18 protein-coding genes and 1 pseudogene are annotated in these 18154 nt (G+C 71.5%); 4 read left to right on the forward strand and 15 right to left on the reverse strand.

Translation table 11 applies throughout. From position 1 onward, the window contains the following. Positions 1-393: HAD-IA family hydrolase (locus ABZ193_RS39205; RefSeq protein ID WP_354713746.1), on the forward strand; the 393-nt coding region annotated here is incomplete at its 5' end. Positions 394-423: 30 nt separating this feature from the next. Here the strand turns inward: ABZ193_RS39205 and ABZ193_RS39210 are convergent. The 12 genes and pseudogenes from ABZ193_RS39210 to ABZ193_RS39265 all read right to left on the reverse strand — a co-directional run bounded on the left by ABZ193_RS39210 (position 424) and on the right by ABZ193_RS39265 (position 11982). Then, complete coding sequence (locus tag ABZ193_RS39210) at positions 424-831, reverse strand: VOC family protein (protein WP_039791441.1); 408 nt, start codon at positions 829-831, stop codon at positions 424-426. 39 nt (positions 832-870) lie between these two features. Continuing rightward, positions 871-1173: pseudogene (locus ABZ193_RS39215) on the reverse strand (NUDIX domain-containing protein); the annotation flags it as partial. Positions 1174-1207: 34 nt separating this feature from the next. After that, positions 1208-2137, reverse strand: coding sequence for an SDR family NAD(P)-dependent oxidoreductase (locus tag ABZ193_RS39220; RefSeq protein WP_354713748.1), 930 nt, complete (start codon positions 2135-2137; stop codon positions 1208-1210). After that, on the reverse strand, positions 2137-3129 hold the full coding sequence (locus tag ABZ193_RS39225; RefSeq protein ID WP_354713750.1) for an ABC transporter ATP-binding protein: 993 nt from the start codon (positions 3127-3129) through the stop codon (positions 2137-2139). The genes ABZ193_RS39220 and ABZ193_RS39225 overlap by 1 nt, the downstream gene beginning before the upstream one ends. Before the next feature lie 67 nt (positions 3130-3196). Then, on the reverse strand, positions 3197-4210 hold the full coding sequence (locus tag ABZ193_RS39230) for an ABC transporter ATP-binding protein (protein ID WP_020418013.1): 1014 nt from the start codon (positions 4208-4210) through the stop codon (positions 3197-3199). Then, complete coding sequence (locus tag ABZ193_RS39235) at positions 4207-5073, reverse strand: ABC transporter permease (protein WP_354713752.1); 867 nt, start codon at positions 5071-5073, stop codon at positions 4207-4209. Before ABZ193_RS39235 ends, ABZ193_RS39230 begins: the two co-directional genes overlap by 4 nt. Beyond that, entirely contained in the window at positions 5060-6088 is a 1029-nt protein-coding gene (locus ABZ193_RS39240; protein ID WP_354713754.1) for an ABC transporter permease, read from the reverse strand. Before ABZ193_RS39240 ends, ABZ193_RS39235 begins: the two co-directional genes overlap by 14 nt. After that, complete coding sequence (locus ABZ193_RS39245) at positions 6061-7662, reverse strand: ABC transporter substrate-binding protein (protein WP_020418016.1); 1602 nt, start codon at positions 7660-7662, stop codon at positions 6061-6063. Before ABZ193_RS39245 ends, ABZ193_RS39240 begins: the two co-directional genes overlap by 28 nt. A gap of 87 nt (positions 7663-7749) precedes the next feature. Continuing rightward, entirely contained in the window at positions 7750-8868 is a 1119-nt protein-coding gene (locus tag ABZ193_RS39250; protein ID WP_354713756.1) for an NDMA-dependent alcohol dehydrogenase, read from the reverse strand. A 13-nt stretch (positions 8869-8881) separates the two neighbouring features. After that, on the reverse strand, positions 8882-9991 hold the full coding sequence (locus ABZ193_RS39255; RefSeq protein WP_354713758.1) for an NDMA-dependent alcohol dehydrogenase: 1110 nt from the start codon (positions 9989-9991) through the stop codon (positions 8882-8884). Between the two features lie 107 nt (positions 9992-10098). Continuing rightward, positions 10099-10956 carry an LLM class flavin-dependent oxidoreductase gene (locus ABZ193_RS39260; RefSeq protein ID WP_354713760.1) on the reverse strand — a complete coding sequence of 286 codons (858 nt, stop codon included), beginning with the start codon at positions 10954-10956 and terminating at the stop codon, positions 10099-10101. Between the two features lie 9 nt (positions 10957-10965). After that, positions 10966-11982 (reverse strand): aldo/keto reductase, encoded by a 1017-nt coding sequence (locus ABZ193_RS39265; RefSeq protein WP_354713762.1) that lies wholly within the window; start codon positions 11980-11982, stop codon positions 10966-10968. Between the two features lie 89 nt (positions 11983-12071). Here ABZ193_RS39265 and ABZ193_RS39270 point away from each other — a divergent pair, with 89 nt between their 5' ends. After that, the gene (locus tag ABZ193_RS39270; protein ID WP_354713764.1) at positions 12072-12638 is read left to right on the forward strand and encodes a helix-turn-helix domain-containing protein; all 567 of its coding nucleotides are present in this window, start codon (positions 12072-12074) and stop codon (positions 12636-12638) included. Between the two features lies 1 nt (position 12639). On the opposite strand, the gene ABZ193_RS39275 is transcribed toward ABZ193_RS39270, so the two are convergent. Together ABZ193_RS39275 and ctaD are read right to left on the reverse strand one after the other, a co-directional pair. Beyond that, entirely contained in the window at positions 12640-13143 is a 504-nt protein-coding gene (locus ABZ193_RS39275) for a hypothetical protein (RefSeq protein ID WP_354713766.1), read from the reverse strand. Positions 13144-13229: 86 nt separating this feature from the next. After that, positions 13230-15005: a cytochrome c oxidase subunit I gene (gene ctaD, locus ABZ193_RS39280; RefSeq protein WP_354713768.1), complete on the reverse strand. Its 1776-nt coding sequence runs from the start codon at positions 15003-15005 to the stop codon at positions 13230-13232. A 137-nt stretch (positions 15006-15142) separates the two neighbouring features. On the opposite strand from ctaD, the gene ABZ193_RS39285 reads away from it, so the two are divergent. Together ABZ193_RS39285 and ABZ193_RS39290 are read left to right on the forward strand one after the other, a co-directional pair. Further along, complete coding sequence (locus ABZ193_RS39285; RefSeq protein WP_020418024.1) at positions 15143-15604, forward strand: hypothetical protein; 462 nt, start codon at positions 15143-15145, stop codon at positions 15602-15604. Positions 15605-15624: 20 nt separating this feature from the next. Continuing rightward, positions 15625-16776 carry a zinc-dependent alcohol dehydrogenase gene (locus ABZ193_RS39290; protein WP_354713770.1) on the forward strand — a complete coding sequence of 384 codons (1152 nt, stop codon included), beginning with the start codon at positions 15625-15627 and terminating at the stop codon, positions 16774-16776. A gap of 75 nt (positions 16777-16851) precedes the next feature. Here ABZ193_RS39290 and ABZ193_RS39295 read toward each other — a convergent pair whose 3' ends face one another. Continuing rightward, positions 16852-17886, reverse strand: a complete 1035-nt coding sequence (locus tag ABZ193_RS39295; RefSeq protein ID WP_354713772.1) for a hypothetical protein — start codon at positions 17884-17886, stop codon at positions 16852-16854. Positions 17887-18154 lie beyond the last annotated feature (268 nt).

An 18154-nucleotide genomic window follows, 5' to 3' on the forward strand; every position in this document is an offset into this window, starting at 1 on the left:
CCGGACGCCGCGGCGGGCCTGGCGCGGCTGCGGTCCCGGCACGTCGTGGCGGCGCTGTCGAACGGCGGGTTCGCGCTGCTCACTCACCTGGTGAAGGACGCCGCCCTGCCGTTCGACTGCATCCTGTCCGCCGAGCTGGCCCGCGACTACAAGCCGTCCGCGGCGGTGTACCGGACCGCGGCCGGCCTGCTGGACGTGGCGCCCGGCGAGGTGCTGATGGTCGCCGCCCACGCCTGGGACCTGGCGGGCGCACGCGCGGCCGGGCTGCGCACCGCGTTCGTCGAGCGGCCCGCCGAGAAGGGACCACACCGCCAGGCCGACCGGCCCGGGGACTTCCCCGCCGATCTGGTCGCCGCGGACTTCGGCGAGCTGGCCGGCCTGCTTGGCTGCTGAACGCCGCGCCGTATAGGTCGTTATACAGCCTCAGCCGTTGGCCTGGGACGGGTCCATCCAGATGATCTCCCAGTTGTGGCCGTCCGGGTCCTCGAACACGCGCTGGTACATGAACCCCTGGTCCATCGGGTCGCGGGTCTCCCGCCCGCCCGCGGCGACCGCCTTGTCCACCAGGGTGTCCACGGCCTCCCGGCTCTCGGCGGACAGGGCCAGCAGCACCTCGGTGGACTTGGCGCTGTCGGTGATCTGCTTGTCGGTGAAGGTCGTGAAGAAGTCGTTTCTCAGCAGCATCGCGTAGATCGTGTCGCTGAACACCAGGCAGGCCGCGTTCTCGTCGGTGAACTGCGCGTTGAACTCGTACCCCAGGTCGGACCAGAACTTCTTGGCCCGGTCCAGGTCGGCGACGGGCAGGTTCACGAAGATCATCTGATTCGTCATGTCCGCACCCTATGACCGGATCGCCGCCGCGCGCTTCTCCTATCTTGCGCTTCCGCCGACCCGCACCGGCGCCGCGGGCGCGCCGGCCTCGATCACCCGCCAGCGAAAGCCGCTGATGTTCTCGGCGGCCAGCGCCTCGTCGAGGAGAACTTCCGGGGCTGCTTGCGTGTGGCGGCAGGCGCCGTCGAGCACGAAGCCGCGCTCTTCGGGCAGGGCCCGGCGCAGCGCTTCCAGCGGGGACTCGCCGTCCTCGACGCCGCCGCCAGGCGGGATCCACGCGGCCGTGCCCGGTAGCGCGATTCCCGTGCGGCGCAACAGGGTCCGGTCGTCGTCCAGCACGACCGCATCCGCACTCTCATCCGGACAGCGAGACCGGTCACGCCTCCCGGTCCAGCTCGCCCGTCACGTCGAGCGGGATCAGCGGCGCCGGGCCGGCCAGCTCGCTCGCCGGCGCCGGGTGGTAGGCGAAGTTCTTGGCACGGGCGCCGCCGTCGACGACCAGGTCGCAGCCGGTGATCAGGCGCGCGTAGTCCGAGCACAGCCACGCCACCGCGTGCCCGATGTCGGTCGGGGTGCCGGTCGTGCCCATCGGCACCAGCGGCACCCGCTCCCCCGCCCACCGCGACGGGCGGCGCCACTCCTCGTCGCCGTCCGCGCCGCCGATCCCGGCCCGGCGCGGCCTGTCCAGCACGCCGCCCGGCCCCTGCTCCGCGATCAGCGCCGGGTTGTCCGGGGTCGGCGCGGTCGGGGTGAAGCTGTTGACGCGGATCCCGTACGGCGCGAGGTCCATCGCCGCCGCCCGGACGAAGTTGTTGACCCCGCCCTTGTGGAACGCGTACGCGATCACCCCGGCGCTGCCGGACCAGCCGTTGGACGACGAGATCGCCACGATCGAGCCGCGGATCCCCCGCTCCGCCATGTGCCTGCCGACCAGCTGGGTGCTGAGGAAGTTGCCCATCGCGGCCACGTTCACCGCGCGCTGGAAGAAGTCCGGGCTCTCGTCCAGCACCCCGCGCCCGCCGAGCAGCGCCGCGTTGTTGACCAGGATGTCGACGTGCCCCCAGGCGTCCACGACGGTCGCCAGGTACTCGCGGACCTGCTCGGGGTCCGTCACGTCGCCGGGGACGGCCATCGCGGTGCCCCCGTTGCGCTCGATCCGGTCGGCCGCGGCCTTCGCCGCCGCCGGGTCCAGGTCGTTGCACGCCACCTTGGCGCCGTAGCGGGCCAGCGCGAGCGCGATGCCGCTGCCGATGTTCGGCCCGGCGCCGGTCACCAGCGCCACCTTGCCGTCGAGCGAGATCTCCATCAGACGTCCTCCTCCGAGAAGTGACAGGCGGCCTGGTGGCCGGGCGCCAGCTCGCGCAGCAGCGGCGTTTCCACGGCGCACTTGTCCCGCGCCCGCGGGCAGCGGGTGCGGAACCGGCAGCCGCTGGGCGGTGAGATCGGCGACGGCGGCTCGCCGCGGATGGTGACCGGACGCCGGTTCGCGGCCGCGTCGGCGTCCACGTGCGGGATGGACTCCAGCAGCGCGACCGTGTACGGGTGGCGGGGCGCGCGGTAGATCTCCTCCGCCGGGCCGATCTCGCACAGCTGCCCGAGGTGCATCACCCCGACCCGGTCGCTGACCTGCTTGACCAGCGCCAGGTCGTGGGAGATGAACAGGTAGGACAGCCCCAGCTCCGACCGCAGCCGCTCGAACAGGTTCAGCACCTGCGCCTGGATCAGCACGTCCAACGAGGACACCGCTTCGTCGCACACGATCAGCGCCGGGTCGAGCGCCAGCGCGCGGGCGATCGCGACCCGCTGGCACTGCCCGCCGGACAACTCGTGCGGGCGCCGCCGCCCGAATGTGTCCGGGTTCAGGCCGACGAGGTCCAGCAGGTCCCGCGCCCGGCGGCGCCGCTCGGCGGCCGGCGCGGTGCGGTAGCCGACCATCGGCTCCTCGACGATGTCGGTGACGCGCCACCGCGGGTTGAGGGAGCCGAACGGGTCCTGGAACACCATCTGCACGTGCCGCCGGGCGTCCGCGAGCCGGCGGCCCTTCACGGTCGCGAGGTCCACGCCGCGCAACCGCACGGAGCCCGCCTTGGGCCGCGGGGCCTGCAGGATCGAGCGGGCCAAGGTCGACTTGCCCGAGCCGGTTTCCCCCACCACGCCGAGCGTCTCGCGCGGACGGATGTCGAACGACACATCGGACAACGCGTGCACCACGCCGCCACGCGTGCCACCCCGGCCCCGGACGGTGAACTCCTGCACCAGGTTGCGTGCTTCCAGCAGCGGTTCTTCCACAGTGGTCATCGGTGCGCTCCGTCCGGAGTGGACAGGCCGGCCCGCCCGGCCGCACCAGACAGGGAGCTCGCCGCCGTCATGCGTCCTCCTCGCAGGGGTGCCAGCACGCCCACGCGTGTCCCGGCTCGTGTTCGGTCAGCGGGGGTGCCTCGGCCACGCAGTCGGAGGCCGCGCGGTCGCACCGGGGCGCGAACGGGCACCCGGGCGGCAGGTTCGTCAGGTCCGGCGGCTGGCCGGGCGTCACCGGCAGCTCGGCGTGCGGTGGGCGCTCCACGCGCGGGATCGCGCCCAGCAACGCCTTCGTGTACGGCATCCGCACCCGCGAGAACAGCACCGGCGCCGCGGCGTACTCCACCGCCCGCCCGGCGTACATCACGATCACGTCGTGCGCGTAGGTCGCCGCGAGGCCGAGGTCGTGGCTGATCAGGATGATCGCCGTGCCGAGCCGTTCCTGCAGTTCCAGCAGCAGCTCCATGATCTGCGCCTGCGTGGTCACGTCCAGCGCCGTGGTGGCCTCGTCGGCGATCAGCAGCTTCGGGTCCGCCGCCAGCGCGATCGCGATCATCACCCGCTGCCGCATGCCGCCGGAGAGCTGGTGCGGGTACTCGTGGAACCGCCGCTCCGGGGCCGGCAACCGCACCAGCTTCAGCAGGTCCATCGCGCGGTCCCGCGCCGCGCGCCGGTCGTGGTCGCCGTGCGCGCGCACCGCCTCGGTGATCTGCACGCCGATCCGCATCGTCGGGTTCAGCGACCGCGCCGGGTCCTGGAACACCATCGCCAGGTCCGCGCCCCGGTGCCGCCGCATCCGCCGCTCGGACAGGCCGAGCAGCTCGACGCCGCGGTAGCGCGCCGATCCGGTGATCCGCGCCGTCGGCGGCAGCAGGCCCATCAGCGCCCGCGAGCTGACCGACTTGCCCGACCCGGACTCGCCGATGATCGCCAGCGTCCGGCCCGCCTCCAGCCGGTAGGACAACCCGTTCACCGCGCGGACCGTGCGCCCCCGGGCCGCGAACGTCACGTGCAGGTCCTCGACCTCCAGCAGCGTCCCGGTCCGCACGGACGCCGGGGTGGTCAGTTCGTCGATGCTCATCGGCCGCTCCAGCGTCCCCGTAGCGTCTCGCCCAGCAGGTTGAATGCCAGGACGGTCACAAAGAGCGCCAGGGACGGCCAGACCACGAGCATCGGCGTCGCCGACAGGCTCGCCTGTCCCTGGGAGATCATGTTGCCCCAGCTCGGCGCGGGCGGCGGGATGCCGAGGCCGAGGAAGCTCAGCGCGCCCTCGATCACGATCACGATGCCCATGCCGAGCATCGAGAACGTCACCAGCTGCGGCGCGATGTTCGGCGCGAGGTGCCGGAACAACATCCGCCACACCCGCGTGCCGGACAGGTGCGCGGCGACCATGAACGGCTGCTCCCGCAACCGCAGGGTCGCCGCACGGGAGATCCGCGCGAACGCGGGCACCGAGAAGAACGCCAGCGCCAGGATCGTGTTCACCTGGCTCGGCCCGAGGCTCTGCGCCACCGCCAGGGTCAGCACCAGCGACGGGAACGCGATCAGCACGTCCAGCACGCGCATGATCACGGCGTCCACCGCGCCGCCCAGGTAGGCGCTCACCGCGCCGAGCGTGCCGCCGGCCAGCAGGCCCAGCACGTTGACCGCGACGCCGACGATCAGCGACGACCGCCCGCCGTGCAGGAGCCGGGACCAGACGTCGTTGCCGTTCGGGTCGGTGCCCAGCAGGTGCCCCGGCGAGAACGCGGGCAGGTTCGACTCCAGCACGTCCCCGCCGATCGGTTCGGGCACGGAAGCGACCAGCGGCCACAGGAAGCACGCGCCGAACACCAGCGCGAGCAGGGCCAGCGGGACGCCCAGTTCGACGCGCCGCAGCCAGCCGCGCACCCGTGACGGACGCGCCGCGGGCAGCGCCGTGGGCAGATCAACCGTCGCCATAGCGGATCCTCGGGTCGAGTACGGCGTAGAGCAGGTCGGTCAGCAGGTTGGCGGCCACCGCGACCACGGCGAAGACCACCACGCAGGCCTGGACCACGACGAAGTCGCGGCTGTTGATGGCCGACAGCAGCATCTGCCCGATGCCGGGCAGCGCGAAGATCTGCTCGATGATCACGGTCGCGCCGATCATCGTGCCCAGGTTGAGCCCGACCACGGTGATCAGCCCGAACGCCGAGTTCCGGAAGGCGTGCCGCAGCAGCACCTGCCACGGCCCGATCCCCTTCGCCCGCGCCGTGGTGATGTAGTCCTCGCCGTGCAGCTGGTCCACCAGGTCACCGCGCAGGAACCGGGTGTAGAAGCAGAACAGCGGGAACGCGATCGCCAGCGCGGGCAGGAACAGCGAGTGCAGGTTCGCCCCCAGCCCCTGCTCCAGCGGCACGAACCCGATGGCGGGGAACGCCGCCAGCTGCACCGCGAACACCAGCACGAGCAGCAGCGCGAGCACGTAGTTCGCCAGCGACAGGCCGGTGATGCTGACCAGCATGCTCACCCGGTCGGTGAGCCGGTTCGGGCGGCGCGCCGCGATCAGGGCGACCGGGATCGCCAGCCCCAGCGACAGCACGAACGCCAGCCCCACCAGCTCGCCGCTGACGGCCAGCCGGGAGCCGAGCTCGTCGGTCACCGGCTGCCCGCTGACCAGCGAGTTCCCGAGGTCGCCGGTGACCGCGTCGCCGAGCCAGTCCAGGTAGCGCACCACCGCGGGCCGGTCCAGCCCCATCTGCTGGTTGAGCGCGGCGATCTGCTCGGGCGTGGCCTCCGGGCCGAGCAGCAGCTGCGCGGTGTCCCCGGGGATCAGGCTCAGCACCGCGAAGGTGAGAACGCTGACGCCGAGCACGATGGGGACCGCGGTGAGCAGCCGCCGGGCCACCAGCCGCAGCGCCGGCGAGGCCAGTGGCCCCGGCAGCCGACGCGGCGCGCCGATCGCCGTCACCGGCTCGTCCAGACCTGGTCCCACAGCACCCCGGTGTTGACCAGGACCGGCGGGATCTTCGTGGTCAGGCCGGGCCCGTGCACGCCGGCCGCGGTGACGTTGGCCGGGGCGAACGCCAGGATGTAGGGCGCGTAGGCGTTGTCGCTGATCCGCTTGCCCGCCTGCAGGTACAGCGTCTCCCGGGTGGCCGGGTCGACGGTGGCCGCGGCCTGGTTGAGCAGGTCGTCCAGGGCCGGGTCGTTGACCCCGCTGAACGGCGAGGTGGCGGCGAAGCGGAACCCGACGCCGACGCCGGCCGCGGGATCCCACGCCCCGGCGGTCTGCAGCATGGCCTGCCACTTGTTCGAGTTGAAGTTGCCGATCAAAGCGTTGAGCTGGTCGGAGTGGATCGTGGTCTTGATGCCCACGGCCTCCCACTGGCTCTGCAACGCGGTCATCACCTGCTCGGCGACGTAGCTCTTGAGCGTGCCGAGGTCGACGGTGAGCCCGCCCAGCTCGGCGACCAGCGCGCGGGCCTTGTCCGGGTCGTAGGTCCGGTACCCGTCGATGGTGTCGTGGTGGAACAGCCCGCCCGGCCCGGTGAAGGTCTGCGCGGCCGGGTACCAGTCCTTGAACAGTCCCTTGCGGATCGCGTCCACATTGGTCGCGTAGTAGACCGCCTCGCGCGCCTTCTGGTTGTCGAACGGCGCGGTCTTGGTGTTGAGCTGGATCAGGTACGGCGAGGTGGGCGGCTGGATGGTGACGGTGAGCTGCTTGTTCGCCTGCGCCTGCTCGATCAGCGGCGTGGTGTTCATGCCCTCGTAGGCCTGCGCCTGCCCGGCCAGGATCGCCTGGTAGGCGGGCTGGTCGCCGCCGACCGACTTGAACGTCAGGTTGTCCAGGTAGGGCAGTCCGGGCTTGAAGTAGTTCTCGTTGCGGGTCAGCTTCAGCTCCGAGGACAGCTGGTTGGACACCACCTTGAACGGACCGGCGCCGACCGGGGTGATCTTGAACTGCTCCGGGCCCATCTGCTGCAGCGCGGTGGGCGAGGCGATCCAGTTCACGTTGGACACCACCATCGAGTTGATCACCGCGCCGTACGGGCGGGTGAACCGCAGCACGACCGCGTTGCCCTCGACGCTGATGCCGTTCTGCTCGGCCAGCGGCCAGCGCGGGGCGCAGGTGCAGGTCGAGGTGATGTTGCGGCGGAAGTTGAAGGCGACCGCCTCGGCGTCGAACGGCGTGCCGTCGCTGAACTTCACGCCGTCGCGGATGGTGATGCGAATGGTCCGGTCGCCGTCGGCCAGTTCGTAGCCGCTGGCCAGTTCCGGGACGACGCGGGCGTTGCCGCCGTCCTCGTCCGCGGTCAGCGCGAACAGGCCGCCGAAGATCGCGCTCATCTGGGACAGGTTCGCGCCGCCGGTCGTGTTGGTGGCCGGGTCCAGTCCGCTGGGCCAGGCGCCGGCGAAGGAGTTCAGCTCCAGCACGGTGATGCTCCCGCCGCGTTGCGGGGGCCCGGCGGCCGCGCCGCCCTGACCGGCCTGGCCCCCGCCGCCACAGGCGGCGAGCAGGATCAGCGCCGCGAAGGCGGCGAGGAAACGTGGGATGGGTGTGCGCATGTCGATCTCCCGCTTCGTTGCGGAGCCGCCATCGGGGGGGTGGGGAGGTGTGTCGCGCCAGTGCTCGTGGACTCAGTGCTCGTGGACTCAGTGCTCGTGCACGATGACGCCGCGGATGTTCTTGCCGTCCAGCATGTCGGCGTAGCCGTCGTTGACCTGGTCGAGCGTGTAGCGCCGGGTGATCAGCTCGTCGAGCTTCAGGTCGCCCGAGCGGTACAGGCCGAGCAGCCGGGGCACGTCGTAGAGCGGGTTGCTGTCGCCGAACAACGCGCCGCGCAGCTGCCGCTGGTAGCCGATCAGCATGCCGGCCGGGAAGTGCACCGCGTGCTCGTCGATCTTGCCGACGGCGGTGACGGTGACCTTGCCGCCCTTGCCGGTGACCTGCACGGCCGCGTTGACGATCTCCTCGGTGAGCACGCCGGGCGTGCAGATGGCGTGGTCGGCGAGCTGGCCCCAGGTGGTTTCCACGACGAAGTCGTGTGCTTCCTTGGCGGTGGCGAAGGTGTGGGTGGCGCCGAAGACCTTCGCCATGTCCCGCTTGAACTCCACGGGATCGACCACGACGACGTTCTTCGCCCCGGCGTAGCGCGCGCCCTGCACGGCGTTGCTGCCGACGCCACCGGCGCCGTAGATCACGACGGTCTCCCCGGCACGCACGCCCGCCGCGTGCACCGCCGAGCCCCAGCCGGTGGGCACGCCGCAGCCGACCAGCGCGCCGATCTCGAACGGGATGTCCTCGGGCAGCCGCAGGCAGGCCCACTCGGACACCACCGCGTACTGCGAGAACGTGCCGAGGGTGCAGAACCCGCCGAAGTCCTCGCCGTCGGCGTGGAAGCGGAACGTGCCGTCGGCGAACATGCCGGTGGAGGCGTTCTTGCCCTCGTCGCACATGTTCTGGTGCCCGGTCGAGCAGGGACGGCACTTGCCGCAGGCGGGGATGTAGGAGCAGACGATCCGGTCGCCCGGTTTGACCCGGGTGACGTGCGGGCCGACCGATTCGACGACGCCGGCGCCCTCGTGCCCGCCGACGATCGGCAGCCGCACCGGGGCGTCGCCCTTGGTGATGTGGTCGTCGGAGTGGCACAGCCCCGCGGCGTGGAACTTGACGCGCACCTCGTGCGCCTTCGGCTCGTCCAGCTGCAGCTCGGTGATCTCCCACGGGCGGTGGGGCGCGCGGGCGATGGCGGCGCGGGTGGTGATGGTCATGGTCGCGGTCCCCTCAGTGCTCGTGGACGATGACGCCGCGGATGTTCTTGCCGTCGAGCATGTCCTGGTAGCCCTGGTTGACCTCGTCCAGCGAGTAGCGCCGGGTGATCAGCTCGTCCAGCTTCAGGTCGCCCGAGCGGTACAGGCCCAGCAGCCGCGGCACGTCGTAGAGCGGGTTGCAGTTGCCGAACAACGCGCCCTGCGCCCGCCGCTGGTAGCCGATGAACAGGCCCGCGTTGGCGTCGATCCAGCCGCCACCCACGGCGGTGATGGTGACCTTGCCGCTCTTGCCGACGACGTCGAGGGCGCGGGCGATCACCTCGTCGTGCAGGACGCCGACGGTGATGATCGCGTGGTCGGCCAGCTGGCCCCAGGTGGTCTCGACGACGAACTCGTGCGCCTCCTTCGCGTCGGCGAAGGTGTGGGTCGCGCCGAAGACCTTCGCCATGTCCCGCTTGAACTCCACCGGGTCCACCACGACCACGTGCTTGGCGCCGGCGTAACGCGCGCCCTGCACCGCGTTGCTGCCGACGCCGCCCGCGCCGTAGATCACCACGGTTTCCCCCGCCCGCACGCCGGCGGCGTACACCGCCGACCCCCAGCCGGTCGGCACGCCGCAGCCGACCAGCGCGGCGATCTCGAACGGGATGTCCCGCGGGATCGGGATGCAGGAGAACTCCGACACCACGGCGTACTGCGAGAAGGTGCCGAGCACGCACAGCCCGCCGAAGTCCTCGCCGCCGGCGTGGAAGCGGAACGTGCCGTCGGCGAACATGCCGGTGGACGCGTTCTTGCCCGCGTCGCACAGGTTCTGGTGCCCGGTGGAGCAGTAGCGGCACTGGCCGCACGCCGGGATGAAGGAGCAGACGACGTGGTCGCCGGCCGCGACGCGGGTGACGTCCGCGCCGACGGCCTCGACGACCCCGGCGCCCTCGTGCCCGCCGACCACGGGGAAGCGCATCTGCGCGTCGCCCTTCTGGATGTGGTCGTCGGAGTGGCACAGGCCGGCCGCGTGGAAGCGGATCCGGACCTCGTGCGCCTTCGGCTCGTCCAGGTCGAGGTCGATGATCTCCCAGGGGCGCCGGGGTTCCCGGCACACCGCGGCTCGCGTGGTGATGGTCATGAAGGTCCCCGTTCGCTGACGTGGGGTGGTTCGACCCACCTTCGCTTCGGGCCCCGGGCGGCACCAGCGCCCTTTCCACGTCACGAAAACCTTGCGCCCGGCCGGGCTCAGGCCGCCGTGATCACCTCCTCGGCCACCCACCTGGCGACGCCCGGCGGGTAGGGCGCGGGCAGACCGAGGACGAAGTGGGTGAAGCCGGCGCCGGCGGCAGCGCCGATCGCCTTGCGGGTGTCGCTGGGCCGTTCGTAGGAGACCGGCAGGTGGATCGACCGCGTGATCGCCGCCGGGTCGCGGCCGATGTCGCGGCAGTAGCGGTCGAGCAACGCGCTGCGCTCGACGGCGTCGTCGAGGTCGCCGCCGGGGATGTTCCACAGGTCCGCGTGCTCGGCGACCACCCGCAGCGTCGCCTTCGCGCGGCCGCCGACGACGATCGGAGGGCCGGGACGCTGCACCGGTTTGGGGTTGCCGAACGCTCCGGTGAGCTTCACGTGGGCGCCGTCGAAGTCGAACGGCCGCTCCTCGGTCCACAGGCGGCGGATGACGGTCAGGGCCTCAGCGAGGCTCGCGGTGGCGTCCGCGGCGTCGTGGAAGGGCAGGCCGTGTGCCTCGTACTCGCGGCGGGCGAGCGGGTGGCCGGGCCGCGAGCCGACGCCGATGCCGAAGTCGAGGCGGCCGCCGGAGACGACGTCCACGGTGGTGGCGATCTTGGCCAGCACCGCGGGCGGGCGGAACCGGTTGCTGGTCACCAGGAGCCCGAGGCGCAGGCGGCTGGTCTGCGCGGCCAGGGCGGACAGCAGGGTCCAGCCTTCGAGGATCGGGCCGTCCGGATCGCCCGCGATCGGCATGAGGTGGTCGAACAGCCAGGCGTGCTCGATCTCGGGGATGGCGTCGGCCTCTTGCCAGACGCGGCGGATGTCGTCGTAGCCGGCCTGCATGGGCGCGGTCATGATGCCGAAACTGGGCATGCGGGGTTCCTATCGGCGTCGCCGCAGCGACGGGTCGAGCAGCGCGGGCCGGGTGTCGACCTTCTCGCCGGGGGCGAGGTCGGTGCCGGGGGCGACGATCGAGTCGATGGCGTCGAGCACGTCGGCGGGCAGCACCACGTCGGCGGCCGCGAGCTGCGAATTCAGGTGGTCCAGGGTGCGCGGGCCGATGAGCGCGGTGCTCACGGCCGGGTGGGCGAGCACGAAGCCGAGCGCGAGCTGGATCATCGTCAGGCCGGCCTCGTCGGCGACCTTCGCCAGCTGCTCGACGGCGTCGAGCTTGGCCCGGTTGACCGGCAGGGCGGTGTCGAAGCGCTCGGGCATGTTCGCGGAGCGGTTGGTGCGGAACTCCCGGTCCGCCCGGATGGCGCCGGAGAGCCAGCCCGACGCGAGCGGGCTCCACACCAGCACGCCCATCCCGTACTGCTCGGTGACCGGCAGGACGTCGGCCTCGGCGGCCCGCTGCAGGATCGAGTAGCCGGGCTGCTCGGTGGCGAACCGGCCCAGGTGGTGCTCGCGGGCCGCCCACTGGGCCTGCACGATGCGGTAGGCCGGGTAGGTCGACGAGCCGAAGTAGCGGATCTTGCCCGCGCGCTGCAGGTCGGTCAGAGCCGAGAGGGTCTCCTCGTCGCTGGTCGCCGGGTCCCAGCGGTGGATCTGGTAGAGGTCGACGTGGTCGGCCCCCAGGCGGCGCAGGCTGCGGTCCAGCTCGGTGACCAGCCAGCGGCGGGAGGCGCCGCGGTGGCTGTGGTCGTCGTCGACCGGCAGGCCCGCCTTGGTGGCGAGCACGAGGTCGTCGCGGCGGCCGGCGATGGCGCGGCCCACGATCTCCTCCGAGCCCGGGTAGAAGTCGGCGGTGTCGATCAGGTTGACGCCGGCGTCGAGCGCGGCGTCGACGATGGTGTTCGCCTCGTCCTGGGTGGTGCGGCCGATCGCGCCGAAGTTCATCGCGCCGAGCGACAGTGCGCTGACGCGCACGCCGGTGTGGCCCAGGGTGCGGTACTGCATGGTGGTGTCCCCTCTATGCTGGGAGCAAGCGGAACATTGCTCCGCTACTCACGATACGGAACCTTGTTCCGCTTAGCAAGGAGGTGTGCGTGGCCGACGAGGGGAAGCCAGCCCGGACCAAGCGGGCCGACGCCCGGCGGAACGAGAAAGCCCTGCTGGACGCGGCCGCCGCGGTGTTCGTGCGGGCGGGCGTGGACGCGCCGGTGCGGGACATCGCCGCGGAGGCCGGGGTCGGGATGGGCACGATCTACCGCCACTTCCCCACCAGGGCGGACCTGATCATCGCCGTGTACCGGCACCAGGTCGACGCCTGCGCCGAGGCGGGTCCCGCGCTGCTGGCGAGCGAGGCGCCGTACACGGCGCTGCGGAAGTGGGTGGACCTGTTCGTGGACTTCCTGGTGACGAAGCACGGCCTGGCGGGCGTGCTGCAGTCCGACGAGGCGGGTTTCGCGGCGCTGCACGCCTACTTCCTGGACCGGCTGGTCCCGGTGTGCGCGAGCCTGCTCGACGCGGCGCGCGCGGCGGGCGAAATCCACCGGGACGTCGAGGCGTACGCCCTGATGCGCGGCGTGGGAAACCTGTGCGTCGGTGCGGACTCCGACCCCCGCTACGACGCCCGCCGCCTGGTGGAGCTGCTGATCGCCGGGCTGCGCTGAGTCAGCAACCCGCCGCGGCGCGCGCCGCGGGGAACCAGCTCGCCAGGAAGGCCAGCAGCGCGTCCCGCGGTTGCGCGGCCTCGGACTGGACGAGACCCACGAACAACCGCGGTTGCCCGGCCTGCGTGCACTCGGCCATGGCCTTGGCGCCGCGGTCGGCCACCGCGGTCACGTCGCCCGCGCCGTCGACGAGGACGGGGTTGCCGAGCCGCCGCAGCCCGTCGTCGTCCAGGGAGACCGCGGCGGTGCCGCGGTCGGTGACGTCGGCCGCGAGGTAGAGCACGGTCGAGCCGTCCACGCTCAGCCGGCAGGACACGCTGCCCTGCCCCTTGTCGGTGAAGCTCTCGGCGATCCCCTCGCCGTCGGGCAGGAGCGGCGCCAGCGCGGCGGAGTCCACCGGAACGCCGCACACGCGATCCGGCACGGCGTAGCCGCGCTCGGAGGCGCACCCGACGACAGCCAGCAGCCCCGCGATCGCCAGCACGGCGCCGAAGTTGATCGACACGCCCGCGACCTCAACCGGTGCGGCCGGACCGCCCTCTCACCCCTGCACCGGCCGCCACACGAACCTCCGCAGCCGCGCGCCCCCGGCTACTTGCCCCGCGGGTCGTCGCCGGGGCCCTGGTCGTCGGGCTGGGTGGCCGCGGCGGCCAGCTCACCGGGTGAGGCGTGGTGTTTCTGGAATGGGGTCATGTGGGCTTCGTCGCGGAAGCGCTGGACCATGTGCGGGTAGTGGAGTTCGAAGGCGGGCCGTTCGGAGCGGATGCGGGGTAGTTCGGTGAAGTTGTGGCGTGGTGGTGGGCAGGTGGTGGCCCATTCCAGGGAGTTGCCGTAGCCCCAGGGGTCGTCGACGGTGACGGGTTCGCCGTAGCGGTAGCTGCGGACGACGTTGTAGATGAAGGGCAGCATGGACAGGCCGAGCAGGAAGGCGCCGATGGTGGAGGCCATGTGCATGCCGGTGAAGGCGTCGGTGGCGAGGTAGTCGGCGTAGCGGCGGGGCATGCCGGCGTCGCCGAGCCAGTGCTGGACCAGGAAGGTGGTGTGGAAGCCGAGGAAGGTGGTCCAGAAGTGCAGCTTGGCGAGTCGTTCGTCCATCATGCGGCCGGTCATCTTGGGGAACCAGAAGTAGATGCCGGCGAAGGTGGCGAACACGATGGTGCCGAAGAGCACGTAGTGGAAGTGGGCGACCACGAAGTAGCTGTCGTGGATGTGGAAGTCCAGCGGGGGTGAGGCGAGCAGGATGCCGGTCAGCCCGCCGAGCAGGAACGTCACCAGGAACCCCACCGACCACAGCATGGGCGATTCGAAGGTGAGTTTGCCGTGCCACATGGTGCCGATCCAGTTGAAGAACTTGATGCCGGTGGGGATGGCGATGAAGAACGTCATGATGGAGAAGAAGGGCAGCAGCACCGCGCCGGTGGCGAACATGTGGTGCGCCCACACCGCCACCGACAGGGCGGTGATCCCGACCGTGGCCCACACCATCAGCTTGTAGCCGAACAGGGGTTTGCGGCTGAACACCGGGATGATCTCGGTGATGATCCCGAAGAACGGCAACGCGATGATGTAGACCTCGGGGTGGCCGAAGAACCAGAACAGGTGCTGCCACAGGATCGCGCCGCCGTTGCCGGGGTCGAACACGTGCGCCCCGATCAGCCGGTCGGCCAGCAACCCGAACAACGCCGCGGTCAGGATCGGGAAGGCCAGCAGCACCAGCACGCTGGTGAACAGGATGTTCCAGGTGAAGATCGGCATCCGCCACATCGTCATGCCCGGGCAGCGCAGGCACACGATCGTGGTCAGCATGTTCACCGCGCCCAGGATCGTGCCCAGACCGGACACGATCAGCCCGGCCACCCACAGGTTCCCGCCGATCCCGGGCGAGTTCGCCGCGTCCGACAACGGCGTGTAGGCGGTCCAGCCGAAATCCGCCGCTCCGCCCGGGGTCAGGAACGCCCCCATCACGATCAGCCCGCCGAATAGGAACAACCAGTAGGAAAACGAGTTCAACCGCGGGAACGCCACATCCGGCGCCCCGATCTGCAGCGGCAGGATGTAGTTGGCGAACCCGAACACCGTCGGCGTCGCATACAGCAACAACATGATCGTGCCGTGCATCGTGAACAGCTGGTTGTACTGCTCCGGCGACAGGAACTGCAACCCCGGCCGCGCCAGCTCCCCCCGGATCAGCAACGCCATCAACCCGCCCACCATGAAGAACGCGAACGACGTCGTCAGGTACAGGATCGCGATCTGCTTCGGATCCGTCGTGCGCAACAACCGCAACACCGCCGAACCACGCGACGGGCGATGCACCGCAGGACGCGGCACCGGAACGGGATCGGCGGGACGCAACGTGTCGGTCATGCGGTGCCCTTCGCGGCGAGTTCCAACCGTGCCGGGCCCTGCTACCCGTTCCGGCGATCGCGCAAACCCGCCGCCGGCGCGTGTCACCCGCCGGCACGGGGGTACAGGGAACCCGCGACGACACGACGGAGGGCGCGATGGACAGGACCTGGCTGGGACTCGGCGGGCTGGCGGCGGCAGCGGCCGCGGCCGCACCGGTGGTCCGGAAGCGACTGGCCCGCCGGGGCGGGACGGAGGCCGGGCGCTGGCTCACCGTCACGATCGGCGAGTCGCCCCTGAGCGTGGGCAACAGCGACGAGCTGCGGCGGACGCTGGCCGACTTCGGCGACACCGTGGAGTTCCGCCTCACCGCGGCCCCCGGTGAACGGGGCACCGAGGTCGCGCTGCGCCCGGTGGACCCCGGGCCGGGCGGCGCGCTCGCCCGGCTCAGCGGTGCCGATCCGCGGCAGGACATCCGCCGGGCGCTGCGGGACCTCAAGTCGCGGCTGGAGACCGGCGAGGTGATCCGCCCGGACCCGCCGACGACCGGGAAACCCACGCCGGGCGGCGCGATCATGCGCTTCGCGACGCGGCGCGCGGGCGGGGAGGGACGGCTGTGAAGGCGTTGTGCTGGCAGGGCGTGAACAAGCTCTCCGTGGAGAACGTGCGGGATCCGGAGATCCGCAACGACCAGGACGTCGTCGTGAAGGTCACCGCGAGCACCACCTGCGGCTCAGACCTGCACCTGATCGGCGGCTACATCCCGGCGATGGAAGCCGGGGACGTGCTGGGCCACGAGTTCCTCGGCGAGGTGGTTGAGGTCGGCTCGGGCGTGCGGCGGCACCGCGTCGGCGACCGCGTGGTGGTGGCGTCGTTCATCGGCTGCGGCCGCTGCTGGTACTGCCGCAACGACCTGTGGTCGCTGTGCGACAACAGCAACACCAACCCGGGCATCACCGCGATGGCCTACGGCTACGAGCCTGGCGGGATCTTCGGCTACTCCCACGCGATGGGCGGGTTCCAGGGCAGCCACGCCGAGTACATCCGGGTGCCCTTCGCCGACTACGGCGCCTTCACGGTGCCCGAGGGGCTCGACGACGACGCGGCGTTGTTCGCCTCCGACTCGATCCCGACCGGCTGGATGGGGGCCGACCTCGGCGGCGTCAAGCCCGGGGACGTCGTCGCCGTGTGGGGGTGCGGCGCGGTGGGCCAGATGGCGGCCAGGGCGGCCATCCTGCTCGGCGCGGAACGGGTGATCTCCATCGACCGCTACCCGGAACGGCTCGCCATGACCGAGCGGCACATCGGGTCCGAGACCATCGACTACAGCAGCACCGACGTCGGCGCCGAGCTGCGTGAGCGCACCGGCGGCCGCGGCCCGGACGTGTGCATCGAAGCGGTGGGCATGGAGGCGCACACCACCGGCGTCGAGCAGGCCTACGACCAGGTGAAGCAGCAGCTGCGGCTGCACACCGAGCGGCCGGCGGCGGTGCGGGAGGCCATCCACGCCTGCCGCAAGGGCGGCACCGTGTTCGTCCTCGGCGTCTTCGGCGGGCTGGTGGACAAGTTCCCGCTCGGCGCGGTCATCAACAACGGCCTCACCATCCGCGGGGCCCAGCAGCACGGCCAGCGCTACATCCCCATGCTGCTGGAGCGGATGGCCGCGGGCGAGATCCCCACCCGGCACCTGGTCACGCACACGCTGCCGCTCGACGAGGGCCCGAAGGGGTACGACCTGTTCAAGCACAAGAAGGACGGCTGCGTGCGCGCGGTCTTCCACCCCGCACACTGACCGTCCACAGCGGAACGGCCGCGTGCTGCCACGGGAGTCGTGGCGGCACGCGGCCGTTTCCGGTCGGGACGAGTGTCAGCGCTTGAGGAACTTCAGGCTGTTGGACAGCGAGTCCGACCACGGCGAGGCCAGGTCCAGCCTGCGCAGCTCGTCGGCGTGCTGGACCGCCGCCAGCTCCGCCATCAGCCGGGCGCGCATCCGGTCGTCGTGCGCGGCGTTGGCCGCCCGCAGCGCCCGGTCCAGCCGGGTCTTGCGGAACGGCGTGAACCAGGACGCGCGGGCCAGGTGCGCGGCACGGCGCGCCGCGCGGTCCCGGGTCCGGGCCAGTGCGTCGCGCTCGTCGTCGCCGAGGCCGAGGCGGGAGAGGAAGCGCTCCTTGAGCTCACGGCTGACCCGCGACCAGGTGGTGACGCGGGCGCGGGTGTGCCGCAGCTCGATGCCCAGGGCCAGGTGCAGCATGACCACACCGAGGACCGGGCCGAGCGTGACCCGCGCCAGGCCGGACACCGGGCCGGCCAGGTCGAAGGCCATGTAGCCGGACGCCGCGCACAGCGCCCACAGGATCAGCCGGGCCGGGCCCGGCTTGCCCTTGGGGCTGCGGATCTCGGCGCGCATCGCGAACCCGCACGCGATCAGCGCGACCTCGACCACGGCGAACATCGCGGCACGCTCGTAGACGTTGGTGATCCCGAGCTTCTCCCCGAAGAAGCGCCACGAGGTGTCCACCGAGACCAGCAGCGACATGAACGCCACCAGGTAGAAGCCGCGCGACCCCTCCGGCGACTTGCGCTTCGCCGGCTTGGCCGCCTCGGTGGTCTCCGTGATCTCCCCGGTGGGCGTGTCGGTCTCGTCGCCCTGCGGCTCCGCCTCGGCAGCCGCGTCGGCTTCCTTGCGGCCGTCCAGCTCGGCCAGCATCTTCACCGACAGCCGCGGCAGGTCCCCGGTGTCGCCGAGCCCGCGCTCCTCCCGCCACTTGCCGACCTTCTCCGCGACCGCGGCGCGCTCGCGCTTGGGGTTGGTGACCACGCCGTAGGTCACCAGGAAGGCCAGCACGTCGGAGGTCGACGGCTCACCCAGTGTCTCGCACGCGTACCGGATCTTCTCGTCCATGGTGTCCAACATGACCAGGCGGGCGGCGTGCGCCGCGCTGCTTATCACGTCGGTTGAAGCAGCGTGCTGGTCGCTCTCGGTTTCCATGTCGTTGTCCTTGTGGAGTTCTCGACGGTGGGGAGCGCGAACATAGCAGGTGGGTAGATCAACCGGGTGATCGGCCTTGATCTGTTACCTGCCGTTTCCCCGGCGGACCACGCGCGGCGCCGACCAACATGGCCGGCCGCGGTACGGACATCGTGCTGGGCGGCAACCCGGACATCATCGC

It is taken from the genome of Amycolatopsis sp. NPDC006125, from assembly GCF_040614195.1.
Lineage (GTDB): Bacteria > Actinomycetota > Actinomycetes > Mycobacteriales > Pseudonocardiaceae > Amycolatopsis_E > Amycolatopsis_E tucumanensis.